General features: G+C 71.4%; 15 protein-coding genes. 8 read left to right on the top strand and 7 right to left on the bottom strand.

What is annotated here, in order from left to right; genetic code table 11:
- Window positions 1-73: 73 nt before the first annotated feature.
- The 4 genes from V3W47_RS04585 to V3W47_RS04570 form a co-directional block, all read right to left on the bottom strand.
- On the bottom strand, window positions 74-1,222 hold the full coding sequence (locus V3W47_RS04585) for an alanine--glyoxylate aminotransferase family protein (protein ID WP_331824000.1): 1,149 nt from the start codon (window positions 1,220-1,222) through the stop codon (window positions 74-76).
- Window positions 1,223-1,328: 106 nt separating this feature from the next.
- Window positions 1,329-2,078 carry an alpha/beta fold hydrolase gene (locus V3W47_RS04580; protein ID WP_331823999.1) on the bottom strand — a complete coding sequence of 250 codons (750 nt, stop codon included), beginning with the start codon at window positions 2,076-2,078 and terminating at the stop codon, window positions 1,329-1,331.
- The gene (locus V3W47_RS04575; RefSeq protein WP_331823998.1) at window positions 2,075-2,851 is read right to left on the bottom strand and encodes an alpha/beta fold hydrolase; all 777 of its coding nucleotides are present in this window, start codon (window positions 2,849-2,851) and stop codon (window positions 2,075-2,077) included. The genes V3W47_RS04580 and V3W47_RS04575 overlap by 4 nt, the downstream gene beginning before the upstream one ends.
- A gap of 146 nt (window positions 2,852-2,997) precedes the next feature.
- Window positions 2,998-3,609, bottom strand: a complete 612-nt coding sequence (locus V3W47_RS04570) for a histidine phosphatase family protein (protein ID WP_331823997.1) — start codon at window positions 3,607-3,609, stop codon at window positions 2,998-3,000.
- A 124-nt stretch (window positions 3,610-3,733) separates the two neighbouring features.
- On the opposite strand from V3W47_RS04570, the gene uvrC reads away from it, so the two are divergent.
- Window positions 3,734-5,584, top strand: coding sequence for an excinuclease ABC subunit UvrC (uvrC, locus tag V3W47_RS04565; RefSeq protein ID WP_331823996.1), 1,851 nt, complete (start codon window positions 3,734-3,736; stop codon window positions 5,582-5,584).
- A gap of 194 nt (window positions 5,585-5,778) precedes the next feature.
- Here uvrC and V3W47_RS04560 read toward each other — a convergent pair whose 3' ends face one another.
- On the bottom strand, window positions 5,779-5,937 hold the full coding sequence (locus V3W47_RS04560) for a hypothetical protein (protein WP_331823995.1): 159 nt from the start codon (window positions 5,935-5,937) through the stop codon (window positions 5,779-5,781).
- A 38-nt stretch (window positions 5,938-5,975) separates the two neighbouring features.
- Here V3W47_RS04560 and V3W47_RS04555 point away from each other — a divergent pair, with 38 nt between their 5' ends.
- Window positions 5,976-6,800, top strand: coding sequence for a phosphatase PAP2 family protein (locus V3W47_RS04555; protein ID WP_331823994.1), 825 nt, complete (start codon window positions 5,976-5,978; stop codon window positions 6,798-6,800).
- 101 nt (window positions 6,801-6,901) lie between these two features.
- On the opposite strand, the gene V3W47_RS04550 is transcribed toward V3W47_RS04555, so the two are convergent.
- On the bottom strand, window positions 6,902-8,311 hold the full coding sequence (locus tag V3W47_RS04550) for an aspartate kinase (protein ID WP_331823993.1): 1,410 nt from the start codon (window positions 8,309-8,311) through the stop codon (window positions 6,902-6,904).
- Window positions 8,312-8,427: 116 nt separating this feature from the next.
- Between V3W47_RS04550 and V3W47_RS04545 the strand changes: the two genes are divergently transcribed.
- The 5 genes from V3W47_RS04545 to V3W47_RS04525 all read left to right on the top strand — a co-directional run bounded on the left by V3W47_RS04545 (window position 8,428) and on the right by V3W47_RS04525 (window position 12,715).
- Window positions 8,428-9,198 carry a methyltransferase domain-containing protein gene (locus tag V3W47_RS04545; protein WP_331823992.1) on the top strand — a complete coding sequence of 257 codons (771 nt, stop codon included), beginning with the start codon at window positions 8,428-8,430 and terminating at the stop codon, window positions 9,196-9,198.
- 190 nt (window positions 9,199-9,388) lie between these two features.
- On the top strand, window positions 9,389-10,540 hold the full coding sequence (gene bshA / locus V3W47_RS04540; protein ID WP_331823991.1) for an N-acetyl-alpha-D-glucosaminyl L-malate synthase BshA: 1,152 nt from the start codon (window positions 9,389-9,391) through the stop codon (window positions 10,538-10,540).
- A 271-nt stretch (window positions 10,541-10,811) separates the two neighbouring features.
- Window positions 10,812-12,245: a glycoside hydrolase family 140 protein gene (locus V3W47_RS04535; protein ID WP_331823990.1), complete on the top strand. Its 1,434-nt coding sequence runs from the start codon at window positions 10,812-10,814 to the stop codon at window positions 12,243-12,245.
- Window positions 12,246-12,332: 87 nt separating this feature from the next.
- Window positions 12,333-12,458, top strand: coding sequence for a hypothetical protein (locus V3W47_RS04530; RefSeq protein WP_331823989.1), 126 nt, complete (start codon window positions 12,333-12,335; stop codon window positions 12,456-12,458).
- Window positions 12,431-12,715 (top strand): DUF2171 domain-containing protein, encoded by a 285-nt coding sequence (locus V3W47_RS04525; RefSeq protein WP_331823988.1) that lies wholly within the window; start codon window positions 12,431-12,433, stop codon window positions 12,713-12,715. Before V3W47_RS04530 ends, V3W47_RS04525 begins: the two co-directional genes overlap by 28 nt.
- A gap of 153 nt (window positions 12,716-12,868) precedes the next feature.
- Here V3W47_RS04525 and V3W47_RS04520 read toward each other — a convergent pair whose 3' ends face one another.
- Window positions 12,869-13,621, bottom strand: a complete 753-nt coding sequence (locus tag V3W47_RS04520) for a fumarylacetoacetate hydrolase family protein (RefSeq protein WP_331823987.1) — start codon at window positions 13,619-13,621, stop codon at window positions 12,869-12,871.
- A 25-nt stretch (window positions 13,622-13,646) separates the two neighbouring features.
- Here V3W47_RS04520 and V3W47_RS04515 point away from each other — a divergent pair, with 25 nt between their 5' ends.
- Window positions 13,647-14,267: an NUDIX hydrolase gene (locus V3W47_RS04515; protein WP_331823986.1), complete on the top strand. Its 621-nt coding sequence runs from the start codon at window positions 13,647-13,649 to the stop codon at window positions 14,265-14,267.
- Window positions 14,268-14,312 lie beyond the last annotated feature (45 nt).

The following is a 14,312-nucleotide window of genomic DNA, read 5'->3' as shown; positions in this document are numbered from 1 at the left end:
AAGGTCGAACCGTCTAACCGAACCGCCGTGGGGCCGTCAGACGGTTCGACTGTTGGACGGTTTGACGCCCGCCTCAGGCGGGAACTCCCCCCCACGCCTCCTCGAACCGCTCTGCCAGCCCGCGTTCGCCGAGCAGGCTCTCCAGGGCGCGCATCAGGGCGTGGTAGGGGGCGAAGTGGGCGGCCTCGCCCATCAGGCCCAAGCGCCAGATCACGCCCGCCGTGGGGCCGAGGCCGCCCGTGACGCTGATCTCGCGCCGCCGCAGGGCCGTGCGGATGCCCGCGTCGTCGAAGCCGGGGGGCAGTCTCAGGGCGAGGACGGTGGGTAAGCGGGCGGCGGGGTCCCGGACGTAGTGGGAGAAGCCCAGGGGCGCGAGCGTGTCCACGACGGCCCGCCCGAGGCGGCGGACGCGGGCCTGCCGGGTCTCCAGCCCCTCTTCCAGCGCGGCCCCGAGGGCGGCGTGGAAGGCGTAGTGGAGGTTGACGGGGACCGTGTGGTGGTAGGTGTGCCGGGTCCAGTAGTCGCGCAGGCCCTCGAAGTCGCAGTACCACAGCGGGGTCGGGGAGCGGCGGGCGCTGAAGCGCGCGAAGGCCCGTTCGCTGATGGCGACGGGGGCGAGGCCGGGGGGGGCCGAGAGGCACTTCTGCGCGCCCGTGTAGGCGTAGTCCACCCCCCACGCGGCCATGTGGAACGGCTCCATCCCGGCAGTCGTCACCGCGTCCACCGTGAGCAGCGCCCCGCTGCGGCGCACCAGCCGGGCAATCTCGGGCACCGGGTTCAGGACCCCCGTGCTCGTCTCCCCGTGGACGACGGCGACCATGCTCACGCCACCCAGGTGCGCGGCCACGTCCGCCGGATTGATCGCCTCCCCGAGTGGGGCCGTCACCAGCCGCACCCGCGCCCCGTAGCGGGCGGCCATCTCCGCCATGCGCCGTCCGAACGAGCCGTTCGCGCACACGAGCACCTCGTCCCCCGCCTCGACGAGATTGGCGAAACCCGCCTCCATCCCCAGGCTCCCGGTCCCGGCCAGCAGCGCCGTGAACGCCTCCGGCTCGGTGCCGTACATCACCCGCAGGTCCGCCTGAATCTCCCGGTTCAACGCGAAGACCTCGGGGTCCATATGCCCCAGCATTCCCCGCATCAGCGCCCGCTGCGCCCGTGGGTGGATCGGCGTCGGTCCGGGCGTCAGGAGAATGTGGTCGTTGTGCATGTCCTCGAACATGCGGGGAGTGTAGTGCCTGGGGCCGGAGACGGCAACTCGGTTGCTTATATCCTCTTTTTCCATCCCTTTTAAGCAACGCAATTGCGCTTTCGGGGCGAGTGACGCCTCATCCCTCATCCCTGTCTCCCAGGAACTCCAGCGTCGCCCGTGCCACCGCCTCCGGATGCGAGTCCGTGAGGGCGTGGGTGCCGCCCTCGATGCGGCGGATCGTGGCGTGGGGAATGCTGTGGCGGATGGCGCGGACGGTCCAGGAGCGGACCACGGGGTCGGCGGTGCCGTCGAGGAGGAGGGTGGGGACGCGGATGCGGGAGAGCAGGGGGCCGGTCTCGTGGCCGCTCTGGTCGCGGGCGAGGCGGAGCATCCGGGTGGGGCCGCAGCGGGCGTAGGCGGCGAGGCCGGGCAGCAGGAGGCCGGGGCGCTCGCGCGGAAGGTCCCGCAGCAGCCGCAGGAACTGCCCGGCGACGCTGGGATTCTCGGGGATGCCGGTGGGGGCGCAGGCGATGAGAGCCGGGGAGAGGCCGGGGTGCCGGGCGGTGAGGTCGAAGATGATCTCTGCGCCGAGGGAGTGCCCGAAGAGGGGGACACCGTGCAGGTCCGCCGCGTCCAGCCACGCGGCGAGGTGGTCGGCGAGGTCGGCGAGGGTGGCGGGGCCGTGCGGGGGGGCCGCGCTGTGGCCGTGGCCGGGGGGGTCGTACAGGTAGACGGTGCGCTCGCGGGCGAGTTCGCGGGCGACGCGGGCATACATCCACGAGGCGCAGCCCAGGCCGGGGACGAGGACGACCGCCGGCCCCTCGCCGTGGACGCGGGCGTGGGTCCGCAGGCCGCGCACACGGGTGAAGTGCGAGCGGGCGCTCAAGCCCCGGCGCTCCGGTCCGCCGCCTCGTCCCCACGCTCGGCCTCCGCGAGGAAATCGAGGACGAGGGCGTTGAAGCGTTCGGGGGCGTCCACCATGACGACGTGCCCGGCGCGGGGCAGTTCCTCGTAGCGGGCACCGGGGATGGCCGCCGCGAGCATCCGGCCAATGCGGGCGGGCACGAGGGCGTCGCGCGCCCCCCAGATCACGAGCGTCCGCGCGGTGAGGGTGGGGAGCAGGTCGCCCACATGGTCCCCGAGGAGGTCGGTGGTGCTTCGCCACACGTTGAGCGGCCCGGCGCGCACGGCGTCGGCGAACACGCGCGGCATGAAGGTGAGGCGGCCCGTGACGGCGGCCCTGGGCAGCTTCAGCGCGACCCGGTAGATGTTGCCGGTCAGCAGGCCGCTCGCGCATGCGAGGACGAGGTGGCGCACCCGGCCAGGTCGCAGGGCCGCCACGTGGGTGCAGATATGCCCGCCCATCGAGTGCCCGATCAGGGTCGCGCGCTCCATCCCGAGGTCGTCCATCCAGTCGGCGATCAGGGCCGCCGCCCCCCGCACCCCGAGCGCCCGCTGGCGGTAGGCCCGGCCATAGCCGACGAGATCGACGACGTAGACCCGGTGTGAAATGGCGAGGGCGGGCACGTTGCGCCGCCACCAGCGCCCCGACCCGCTCAGCCCGTGGACGAGGATGATCGGGTCGCCCTCGCCCGTGACGTGGTAGGAGAGGCGGGCACCCCCGGCCCGGTAGGTCTGCGCTCGCACGGGGGGGAGCATAGCGTGTGGGGGGCTGGGAGTCGGACGGTCTGAGGCTCTGAGGGTCTAACCGTCGAACGGTCGAAAGGTCGAGGGCGGGGGTTGGTGCAGTTCGACGGTGAGACGGTTGCTTGGCTGGCAGGAGAGGAAAACCTCCAAATCTTGTATTAATCCAGATGTCCCGCGTCCGCCATCCGCACCAGCTCCCAGCGTTCGCCGTGGCGTCCCAGTTCGGTGAGGGCGGCGTTGGGGTGGGCGAAGCGGCGTTCCTTCCAGGCGTCAGCGGCGTCGACGCCGAGGAGGGTGGCGAGGACGGCGGAGAGGGCACCGCCGTGGGAGACGACGACCGGGGTCTCCGTCGCGGGCAGGCCGTGGAGGGCGCGGCGGAAGCGGGTGCCGACCTGCTCCAGAGTCTCGCCGCCGGGGAAGCCGAAGCCGCCTTCCCCCTGCCGCAGCTCGTGGGCGTGGGTGAGGAGGTGCTCGTAGGGACGGCCCTCCCAGTCGCCGGGGTGAATCTCGTGGACGCCCTCCAGCACGGCGACGGGCACGCCGAGGGCGTCGGCGACGGCCTGCGCGGTCTGCCGGGCGCGGAGGTAGGGGCTGGCGTAGACACGCGGGTCGGGCAGCCCCAGGGTGGCGAGGTGGGCGGCGAGGCGGCGGGCCTGGGTCTCCCCCACCGGGTCGAGGGGATCGTCGGCCCCGGACGGGCCGCGCAGGAGGCGGGCGACGTTCGAGGCGGTCTGGCCGTGGCGGACGAGGAAGAGGCGGGGAACGGGCATGGCGGTCAGCCTAACGTGGGCGGGCGTTGCCCGTTCCTGGCGACTGGCGACTGGAAGCTGGCGACCCTCCCCCCCGCGTGACCGATCATCCGGTGGACCCCCTTCCAGCGCCCTATCCTGGGGCGTGCATTTCGACGATCTGCCCGTGTTGCCAGCCAGTCCCGGCGTGTACATCTTCCGCAAGGGGGGGACGCCGATCTATATCGGCAAGGCGGTCAACCTCAGATCACGGGTGGGGCAGCACTTCAAGGCGGGGGGCAAGAGCGGCAAGTTCACGGCGCTCGCCGACGCGCTGGAGTTCATCACGGCCAGGAACGAGGTCGAGGCCCTCGTGCTAGAGGCCAACCTCATCAAGCAGCACCGCCCGCATTACAACGTGCTGCTCAAGGACGACAAGCACTACCCGTTCCTCAAGCTGACGAACGAGGAGTACCCGATGCTGGTGGTGACGCGGCGGGTGGTGCAGGACGGGGCGAGCTACTACGGCCCGTACCCGGACGCCTCGGCGGTGCGGCGGGTGAAGCATCTCGTGGACACGATGTTTCCGCTTCGGAAGAACTCGGGGCTGCCCCTTCAGAAAAAGCCTCGCCCCTGCCTGAACTACCACATGGGCCGCTGCCTGGGGCCGTGCATCGACGCCGCCGACGCGGGGGAGTACCGCCGGGTGGTGGACGACGTGAAGGCGCTGCTGGAGGGGCGGGCCGCCCACGTCGTCGCCCGGCTGAAGGAGGACATGCGGGTGGCGGCGCGGGCGCAGGATTTCGAGCAGGCGGCCCGCGTGCGCGACCGGGTGGGGGCGGTGGAGAAGTTGTTCGGGACCGAGCAGCACGCCTACGTCTCGGACGAGACGGACCTCGATTTCCTGGGGGTGGCGCAGGCGGGCGAGTACGCGATGGTGCAGCTCTTCCGCATGCGCGGCGGGCGGGTGGTGGGCCGCGACAAGCGCTTCCTGACGAACGCGGAGGGGGGCGGGGACGCGGGCGAGATCGTGGAGGCGTTCGTGCAGGACTACTACACCCAGGCGACGCACGTGCCGGGGCTGATCCTGCTGCCCGCCGAGTTCGGGGCCGCGCCGGTGTGGGGCGAGTTCCTGAGCGAGCGGGCGGGTCGGCGGGTCGAGATGCGGACGCCCAAGCGCGGGGACAAGGCCGACCTCGTGGAGATGGCGCAGCGCAACGCCTCGGTGGGGCTGGAGTCCGAACTCGCCCTGCTGGAGCGGCGGGGCGACCATCCCGGCCTGGACGCCCTGCGCGAGGTGCTGGCGCTGCCGGAGCGGCCCTGGCGCATCGAGGGGTACGACAACTCCAACCTCTTCGGCACGAATATCGTCTCCGGGATGGTGGTCTTCGAGGGGGGGCGGGCGCGGCGGGGCGAGCATCGGCGCTTCAAGGTGAAGGGGCTGGAGCAGCCCGACGACTACGCGGCGATGCGGCAGACGATCACGCGGCGCTTCACGGGCAGTCTGTCGGACAAGCTGCCGCTGCCGGACCTCGTGCTGATCGACGGGGGGCGGGGGCAGGTGAACGCGGCCCTCGACGCGCTGCGCGAGGCGAACATCCACGTTCCGGTGGTCGGCCTCGCCAAGCGCGAGGAGCGGATCATCCTGCCGGGGCGGTATGGGGCGCAGTGGTGGCTGGAGGCGGGGACGGAGGTGGGCGTGGACCGCGAGTTGCTGCTTCCGCACACGCACCCGGCCCTGCGCGTCCTGATCGGCGTGCGGGACGAGGTTCACCACCACGCCGTGAGTTACCACCGCAAGCTGCGCGGTCAGGACATGCTGCGGAGCGTCTTCGACGACCTGCCGGGCATCGGGCAGAAGCGGCGGGACGCGCTGCTGGAGCACTTCACCTCGCTGGAGGACCTCGCCTCGGCCCCGGTGGAGCACATCGCGCGGGTGCCGGGAATGAACCTGCGGGCCGCGCAGAGCGTGAAGGACTTCCTGGCGAGCCGGGCGGGGAACGCGGCCCCGGTGTGAGGGCCGGTCTTTGCAAGAGCTGTCTCGTCCGCATCCTCGCCGTCCAACTGCGTCTCACCGTCCACGGTCGAACCGTCGAACGGACCCAGCCGCCCTCTCCTTCGACCGTTCGACCGTCAGACGGTGAGACAGAAACAGAACTCGCCCCCTCCAGACTCAGAGGGGGCGTTGCTGCGGGTTGAGTGCGGTCGCAGTCATGCGGGCTTGGGGCGCAGGAGGGCGAGGAGGTTGGGGCGGGGCTTGGCGTCGCTTCGGGCAGGTCGGGCGGCGCGGGCCTCACGGTCGCGCTGGGCCTCAGCGTGCAGGGCCTGGAGGCGGTCGCAGGCGAGAGCGTGGTTCAGGTGAGCATTCATCGTGTCTTTCCTCCCCGTCGGTCCGCTCGCTCCTCTGGGTGAGGCTGGCTTCCCGGCTGCCCGTATGGTGCCTCTCCCCTGCCCTGGCGGGCATCGGCGGGGTGGCGCAGGGCGGGTGCGCCGAATGGCTCAGTGCCCACCGCTCAGGCCCGCTGGACCCCGCTACAGTGGACGGGATGCGCCGCGACCTGCCCGCCCTGCTCGCCCGCAACTGGACGCAGGTGGCCCTGCTCGTGCTGGGGGTGCTGACCCCGCTCGTGCTGCTCGCCTTTCTCACGGACGACGTGTTTGTACGGGGCGGCTTCGCGTGGGACCGCACGGTGCTGGCGTGGTACGCCGAACACCGCACGCCGGGGCGGACGCGGGCGGCGGAAGTTCTGGCCGTGCTGGGGGGCCTGGGGGTGCTGCCGCTGGTGACGGCGGCCCTCGCGCTGGGGCTGGCGCGGTTCGGGGCGCGGGCGCACGCGTGGTTCCTCGCGGGGGCGGTGGGGGGTGCGACGGGGCTGAACGTCCTCGCCAAGCTGATCTTCCAGCGGCCCCGCCCGGAGGAGGTGGGGGCCGTCCTCACCGTGCCGGGCTACTCGTTTCCCAGCGGGCACGCGATGAGCAACATGGCCTTCGGCTTCGCGCTCGTCCTCGTGTTCTGGCGCTCGCGGGGCGGGTGGCCGCTCGTCCTCGTGGGGGGTGGGTGGGCGCTCGCGGTGGGGCTGAGCCGCAACTACCTCGGCGTTCACTACCCGACCGACGTGCTGGCGGGATTCGCGGCGTCGGTGGCGTGGGTGGCGGGGCTGTACCTCATCCTGGGGCGGCGGTGGCGGGCGCTGCGGGGGTCGCCGAGGATGCGTAGAGAAAGGGATGACTGAGGGAACTGGGCCAGAGGTGCGAAGAGGTCCCTCTCCCCTCTACCTCCTCCACTTTTGTATTAATTAGAGTCGTCTTCCCCCGCTTGGGGCGGGCAGGCCCCTCAGTCCGCCGCGACCGGCTCCCCCAGCCCGAAGGCGGCGTGGACGGCGCGGGTGGCACCCTCGACCTGGGCATCCTCGACGGCGACACTGATGTTCAGCTCGCTCGATCCCTGGCTGATCATGAGGATGTTGACATCGTTTTGCGCGAGTGCCCCGAAGAGCCGGGCGGCGACGCCCTTCTGGCCGCGCATTCCGGCACCGACGATGGCGAGGACGGCGACGCCGGGCTGTTCGTCGACCTGCAACTCTCCTGTGACGGAGGCCCGCAGGGCGGCGAGGGTGCGGGCCGCGTAGACGCTCTGGACGGCGAGGGAGACGTTGCTCATGGAGGAGGACTGGGAGACCATCAGAAGGGTGATGTTCTCGCGGGCGATGGCGTCAAATAAGCTGGCGACGACCTCCGGCACGCCGAGGGCACCCGCCCCGGTGACGTTGATGATGCTGACCCCCCGGATGGCGGTGACGGCCTTGACGGGGTGCGCGGCGTCGTCGCGGGCGTCCTCCTGCACGAGGGTGCCGGGGAAGTCGGGGTCGGCGGCGCTCTTGACGCGCAGGGGGATGCCGCTCTCACGCAGGGGCGTGACCGCGAGGGGGTGGAGGACCTTCGCGCCGAAGTAGGCGAGTTCCATCACCTCGCCGTAGCTCAGGACCTCGATGTTGCGGGCATCCTTCACGACGCGGGGGTCGGCGCTCATCACGCCGTCCACGTCCTTCCAGGCCCACACCTCGCCCGCGTGCAGGGCCTTGCCCACGATGGTCGCCGTGAAGTCGGTGCCGCCGCGCCCCAGGGTGGTGATGGCCCCGCTTTCGGTCTCGCCCATGAAGCCCGCGACGACCGGGGTGACGCCTGCGCTGAGCAGCCCGCCGAGGCGGTCGGCCACCCGCTCATAGCTGCCGGGGAGGGGCCGGGCGTTGCCGAAGTGCGCGTCGGTGACGATGCCCGCCTGCCCGCCGCTGAGATGGTGGGCGCGCACCCCCTGTCCGGTGAGGGCGAGGGACATCAGGGGCGCGCTGAGGCGCTCGCCGAAGGCCACGATCAGGTCGCGGCTTCTGGGGGTGAGTTCGCGCAGGAGGTAGACGCCGTAGATCGCCTGGCGCAGGGTCTCGTGGAGTTCGCGGATTTCGCGCACGGGGCCGGAGTCGGGGGCCGCGCCGAGTTCCTGGGCCGCCGTGAAGTGGCGGGTTCGCATGGCGGCGATCTCGTCGTTGGCGGCGGCGATGTCCCCGGACTGGGCGGCGTCGGCGAGGCGGAGCAGGCTATTGGTCACGCCCGCCATCGCGGAGACGACGACGACGACGCGCACGCCCTCGCGGATGGAACGCGCCGCCAGGGACGCGCTGTGGCGGATCGCGTTCGCGTCCCCCATGTTGGTGCCGCCGAACTTCATCACGAGAAGCGAGTGCGCCATATGGAGGGCATGATACGGCCCACCCCACGGGGACGCGGGCGGGCGTCTGGGCAGGGTGGAGCTTGTCACCACCAGGGTACGCACAGGAGGTCCGCGAACGGGCATACGGTGGGGCCGTGACCTGGAATCCTGACGTGTACCACCACCGGGAGGCGCGGAGTGCGCCCGCCCGCGACCTGCTGGCGATGCTTCCTGACCTCTCCTTCCGTGACGTGGTGGACCTCGGGTGTGGCACGGGGGAACACACGCTCACGCTCGCGGGGCGGTTTCCGGGGGCGCGGGTGCTGGGGCTGGACAGCAGCGCGGAGATGCTGGCGCGGGCGGAGGGGCACACGGCACCGAACCTGCGCTTCGAGCGGGGGGACATCCAGGGGCTGCGGGGGGACTTTGACCTGATCTTCTCGAACGCGGCCCTCCAGTGGCTGCCGGACCACCCGGCGCTGCTCGCCCGGCTGTGGGCGCGGCTGCGGCCCGGCGGGGTGCTGGCGGTCCAGGTGCCCGCCAACCACGACCACGACAGCCACCGCCTCCTCACCGAGACGGCGCGGGAGTTCGCCCCCGAGCTGGAGGGCTTCACCCGCTTCGGCACGGCGCACGGATACTCGCCCGTCCTGACCCCGGCGGAGTATGCCGAGACGCTGGACGGGTTGGGCGCGGTGGAGGTCACGGCGCTGAGCCGGGTCTACCCGGTCGTGCTGGCGGGGGCGGAGGGATTGCTCGACTGGACGCGCGGCACGGCGCTCGTGCCCTACCTCACGCGGCTGGGGGCAGAAGACGGCGAGCGGTTCGTGGCGGCGTACCTGGCGCGGCTGCGGGCGCGGTGGCCGGGCGGGCGGGTGTACTACGCCTTCACGCGGGTGCTGTTCACGGCGGGGAAACCGGGGTAAGGGGTCGCCAGTTGCCAGTGACCAGTTGCCAGTGACCAGTCGCCAGGGAAGGACCGTTCGTTCCTGATTCGGACTTCGGGTGGAGGGGCGCGGGGCGGGGATCAGAACAGGCCGACTCTCCCCTTCCCGTCCTTCCCGGCGGAGGCGGGGCACCCGGTGGGGAAAGACCGGGGCCGTATACTCCCTGTTCATGACGGGGACGCCGACGCCACAGAAGATCGCTGTGCTGTGCCACGCGGGGGCCGGGGGGTCCGGGGTGGTGGCGACCGAACTCGGGCTGCTCGTCGCGCAATCGGGGCGCGAGGTCCATTTCGTGGGGTCCGCCGTGCCCTTCCGGCTGGCGGGGCAGCGGGGGGCGAGCCGTCCCTTCTACCATCAGGTCAGCGCCTTCGCCTACGCGCTGTTCGACCAGCCCTTCCCGGAACTGGCGATAGCGAACACATTGACGGAGGTGATTCTGGAGCACGGGGTGGACCTCACCCACGCGCACTACGCGATTCCGCACGCGACCGCCGCCCTGCACGCGCAGGCGATCACGCGCCGGGGCCGGGTGATGACGACCCTGCACGGGACGGACGTGACGCTCGTGGGGGCCGAACCCGCCTTTCGGCACACGACCCGGCACGCCATCGAGCGCAGCGACCACGTGACGGCGGTGTCGCACTTCCTCGCGGAGCAGACACGCGAGGTCTTCGGGGTGGAGCGTGAGATCGAGGTGATCCACAACTTCGTGGACGCGGACCGCTTCGTGCGGGTGGCGGACCCGGAGGTGCGCGCCCGCTTCGCCGACCCGGACGAGGCCCTCATCGTCCACGTGAGCAATTTCCGCCCGGTGAAGCGGGTGGAGGACGTGGTGCGGGTCTTCGCGCGGGTGGTGAGCGAGTTGCCCGCCCGGCTGCTGATGATCGGCGACGGCCCGGAGCGGCCCCGCGCCTTCGAGCTGGCCGCACAGCTCGGCGTGAGCGGGCGCACGCACTTCCTGGGGTCCTTTCCCGACGTGCAGACGGTGCTGGGCCTCAGCGACCTCTTCCTGCTGCCGAGTTCCAACGAGAGTTTCGGCCTCGCCGCGCTGGAGGCGATGAGCTGCGAGGTCCCGGTCGTCGCGGCCCGCGCGGGCGGCGTCCCCGAGGTCGTCGAAGACGGCGTGACGGGCTTTCTCGCGCCGCTGGGGGACGTGGACGCGATGGCGGACGCCGCGCTGCGGATTCTGCGCGACCCGGCCCTCGCCCGCGCGCTGGGGGCGGCGGGGCGGCATGCGGCCCTGACGCGCTTCCACCCCGACCGGATCGTGCCGCGCTACCTGGACGCCTACGCGCGCACGGTGGCGGGGGCGTCGGCTTAAGGCGGAGCAGGTCGTCACCTCGGCACCCCCACCCCCGTTCCTGTCCAGTTGGTCATAACCGTTTGACATTGAAGCTTTATGAGGCCGTCACAGGGAAATGTGACAAATTTCTCATCGCCTCCCCTTAAGGTTGAGCTTGAAGCCTTCCGGGGCCACGCGGTCTGCTCAGGCCGCCCCTGGGAGACCGACCCGGCAGCGGAACAACCGTCCTGCCCCCGCCTGGGGCACGTCCTGTGTGACGTGTCTCCTTCGCTCATGCAGGAGTAATTCCATGCCCCGAGACCCACGCCCGCTCTTCCTTGCCTCCGCCCTGCTCACGACGGGACTGTTGCTGTCGGCCTGCTCGACGGAGACGTCCCCTGTGACGGGTGCCACCCCCGTCGAGACCGAGGGTGCGACCGCCCCCGATCCGAACCTCCTGACCGTAACGGCGGACGGGCGGCGACTGCACTACGCGGACGGACGACCCTTTCTGTACTGGGCGGATACGGGCTGGGAGATGTTCCACCGCCTGAACCGCGACGACGCCCGCCAGTATCTCCAGACCCGCGCCGCCCAGGGCTTTACCGTGATCCAGGCCGTGGCGCTCGCGGAGGAGAAGGGACTCACCGTCCATAATCCCCAGGGCGACCTGCCCCTCGTCGGCAAGGACCCTGCCCGCCCCGCCGTCACGCCGGGAAGCGACCCGGCCAGCGCCGAGGAGTACGACTACTGGGACCACATGGACTTCATGGTCGATCAGGCCGCCTCGCTGGGGCTGACGGTCGCCCTGCTGCCGAGTTGGGGCAAATGGGTGGATAACGTGACCACGCTGGGCGACGAACCCATCTTCACGCCCGACTCGGCGCGGAGCTACGGGCGCTTCCTGGGCGAGCGGTACCGGGACAGGCCGGTGATCTGGATGCTGGGCGGGGACCGCCACCCCGGCGGCGGGGAGGTGCAGGCCATCTGGCGGGCGATGGCGGAGGGCATCGAGCAGGGCGTGGGGGGGCGCGACCGAGCGCTGATCACCTATCACACGGGCGGATACAAGTCCTCCGCCGAGTATTTCCACAACGAACCCTGGCTCGACTTCAACGTCTGGCACACCGGGCACTGCCGGGGTGAACAGGCGGCCACCCGGATGCTGGCGGACTCCCGGCTGACCCTCCCCAAGCCGGTCATCAACGTGGAGCCGATGTACGAGGGGCACCCGGTCTGCCACCAGGCCCAGGACGGGGAGGGAGACGAGGTGGACGTGCGGAACGTTGCGTACTGGAGCGTCTTCGCGGGCGGGGCGGGCCACACCTACGGGCACCGCAAGGTCTACGGCTTCGACGTGTATGACGGTGACAAAGCGTGGCTGAGGCTCCTGGACACGTCGGCGGTGCGGCAGTTGGGACATCTCAAGACGCTGCTGGAGTCGCGCCCCGCCGAGGACCGGGGACCCGATGAGACGCTGGTCGCGGGCAGCTTCGTCGGGGACCGGCCCGTGGTGACGCTGCGTGGCCCCGACTACGTGTGGGTCTACCTGCCGGACGGCGGCCCGGTGACGGTCGCGCTCGGGCGGGCACGGGGCGCTCAGGTGCGGGCCTCGTGGTTCGACCCCCGCACGGCCCAGAAGGTCGAGATCGGCACCTTCGCCAACACGGGCGAGCGAACCTTCACCGCCTCCTCAACGGGGCGTGGCAACGACTGGGTGCTTCTTCTGGAGGCCAGCCCCTGACCCCAGGTCACACTTCCCAGCGCCGCCTTTAACCTTCCCGACCCTCCCGACGGCACCCGGCGGGAACAATCGGGGTGGAGGCCCCCCATGAACCAGAACCGCGACAACCCGCAGGACGACCGCCGCGCCCTCGCCCGCCGCATGGAGCCGCAGCTTCGGCGCTCGATTCAGCACGGAATGGGGGCGTGCGCGGGATCGACGGGGCCGACGTAGGCACCGTGGAGCGGGTGGAGGGTGCCTATGTCAAGGTGAGGGCGGACGGCAGCCTGCGCTGGATCGCCGAGGACCAGATCATGCGCGTGGACCAGTACGTCCACCTGGAGGTGGGCGCGGACGAGATCGCGGCGGCGTGGGTGGACGAGGACCCGAACGCCGGGGAGCACAGTGACCTGCACGGGCGGCACGAGCGCAGTGACGTGAAGGGCGAGCACCGGCACCTGGCGCACGGGGAGCGCAACGAGCGGCAGTAGGCGGGGGGTGCGGGGGAACGACGCCCACTCGTCCGGGGCGGAGCGCGAAAGGCTTGTCGCCGCCCCGCGAGTCGTCCGGGTGAAGCGAGCGGCGAGAACAGGGGGGGGTGGGGTCCCCCAGCCGTTGCCGCGCGCTGACGACGGGGCATTGCCCTAACTGATCCGCGTCACCAGCGTCCCGACGCCCTCCACCTCCACCTCCACGGTGTCGCCCCTGTGCAGCGGGCCGACGCCCTCCGGGGTGCCCGTGAGCACCACGTCGCCCGGCTCCAGCGTCACGTAGCGGGTGAGGTAGGTCAGAATCTGCACCACGTCGAAGATCATGTGGCTCGTGCGGCCATCCTGCCGGGTCTCGCCGTTCACGCGGGTCACGACGCGCAGGTCGGTGGGGGTCAGGTCGGTCTCGATCCACGGGCCGAGGGGGCAGAAGCGGTCGGCGGCCTTCGCGCGGAACCATTGCAGGTCGGTCTTCTGGAGGTCGCGGGCGGTGAGGTCGAGGGCGCAGGTGTAGCCCAGAACAGCTTCAAGGGCCTCGTCGGGCCTGAGATTGCGGGCGCGCCGCCCGATCACGAGCGCGAGTTCGCCCTCGAAGTGGAAACTCTCCGTCCATTCGGGAGAGGGCACGGTGCCACCCGGCTCGGCGAGCGCGTTCGGCCCCTTGAGGAAGATGCCGGGTTCCTTCGGCAGCCCGCCCGTGTCGTTGCCGAGTTCCCGGATGTGGTTGACGTAGTTGCGGCCCACGCACACGATTTTGGTCGGCTCGGCGGGGGCGAGGAGGGCGGCCCCCTCCAGCGGGACGGTCTCCCCCGTCCGCTCCCCGCTCAATCCGCGCGTGAGGTGAACGGTGTCCCCCTCGATCTGGCCCCAGCGGGCCGCTCCCTCATACTCCAGCCTGGCAAGACGCATGGGGGGAGGATATACGCTGGGGCACGTGCCCACCCTGTCTCAGCTCCGCGAACTCCAAGCCATCGCCCAGGCGGGCCTGACCTACACCCGCGACCCCTACGACCGAGACCGCTTCGAGCGGCTGCTCGCGCTGACGGCGGAGCTGCTGGCGGAGGGCACCGGGCAGACGGCGGGCGAGGTTCATGGCCTGCTGCGGGTGGAGGCGGGCTACCTCACCCCGAAAGTGGACGTGCGGGCCGTGGTGCTGAACGAGGCGGGCGAGGTGCTGCTGACGCGGGAGCGGGTGGACGGCCTGTGGAGCCTGCCCGGCGGCTGGGCCGACCCCGGCGGGAGTCCGCGTGAGATGGCCGTGCGCGAGGTGCGCGAGGAGACGGGGCGAACGGTGCGGGCCGGACGCCTTCTTGCCCTCCTCGACAAGGGCAGACACGCGCACCCGCCCGACCTGTGGGCCGTCTACAAGGTGTTCGTGGCGTGCGAGTTGCTGGAGGACGTGGGCGAACACCCGCACAACACTGAGACCCTCGACAGCAGGTGGTTCCCCGTGGACGCGCTGCCACCGCTGAGCCTCGGGCGCAACCTGCCGGAACAGGTGCGGCGGATGGTGGAGCTGGCGCGGCACCCGGAGCTGGGCGTGGACGTGGATTAGGGGGCGGGCGGTGAGCCGCTGACCGGGCAACCTCACGGCCCCATC

Origin of the sequence: Deinococcus sp. YIM 134068 (assembly GCF_036543075.1) — a bacterium.
Lineage (GTDB): Bacteria > Deinococcota > Deinococci > Deinococcales > Deinococcaceae > Deinococcus > Deinococcus lichenicola.
Note: the sequence above shows the minus strand (reverse complement) of the source record. Positions and strands in the feature narration are given on the sequence as shown.

What these genes read in the sequence shown, in the direction of transcription:
- V3W47_RS04530 (WP_331823989.1), top strand. Translation starts at nt 12,333, where the DNA reads ATGAACCAGAACCGCGACAACCCGCAGGACGACCGCCGCGCCCTCGCC.
- V3W47_RS04570 (WP_331823997.1), bottom strand. Translation starts at nt 3,609, where the DNA reads ATGCCCGTTCCCCGCCTCTTCCTCGTCCGCCACGGCCAGACCGCCTCG.
- bshA (WP_331823991.1), top strand. Translation starts at nt 9,389, where the DNA reads ATGACGGGGACGCCGACGCCACAGAAGATCGCTGTGCTGTGCCACGCG.
- V3W47_RS04535 (WP_331823990.1), top strand. Translation starts at nt 10,812, where the DNA reads ATGCCCCGAGACCCACGCCCGCTCTTCCTTGCCTCCGCCCTGCTCACG.
- V3W47_RS04550 (WP_331823993.1), bottom strand. Translation starts at nt 8,311, where the DNA reads ATGGCGCACTCGCTTCTCGTGATGAAGTTCGGCGGCACCAACATGGGG.
- V3W47_RS04520 (WP_331823987.1), bottom strand. Translation starts at nt 13,621, where the DNA reads ATGCGTCTTGCCAGGCTGGAGTATGAGGGAGCGGCCCGCTGGGGCCAG.
- V3W47_RS04575 (WP_331823998.1), bottom strand. Translation starts at nt 2,851, where the DNA reads ATGCTCCCCCCCGTGCGAGCGCAGACCTACCGGGCCGGGGGTGCCCGC.
- V3W47_RS04560 (WP_331823995.1), bottom strand. Translation starts at nt 5,937, where the DNA reads ATGAATGCTCACCTGAACCACGCTCTCGCCTGCGACCGCCTCCAGGCC.
- V3W47_RS04585 (WP_331824000.1), bottom strand. Translation starts at nt 1,222, where the DNA reads ATGTTCGAGGACATGCACAACGACCACATTCTCCTGACGCCCGGACCG.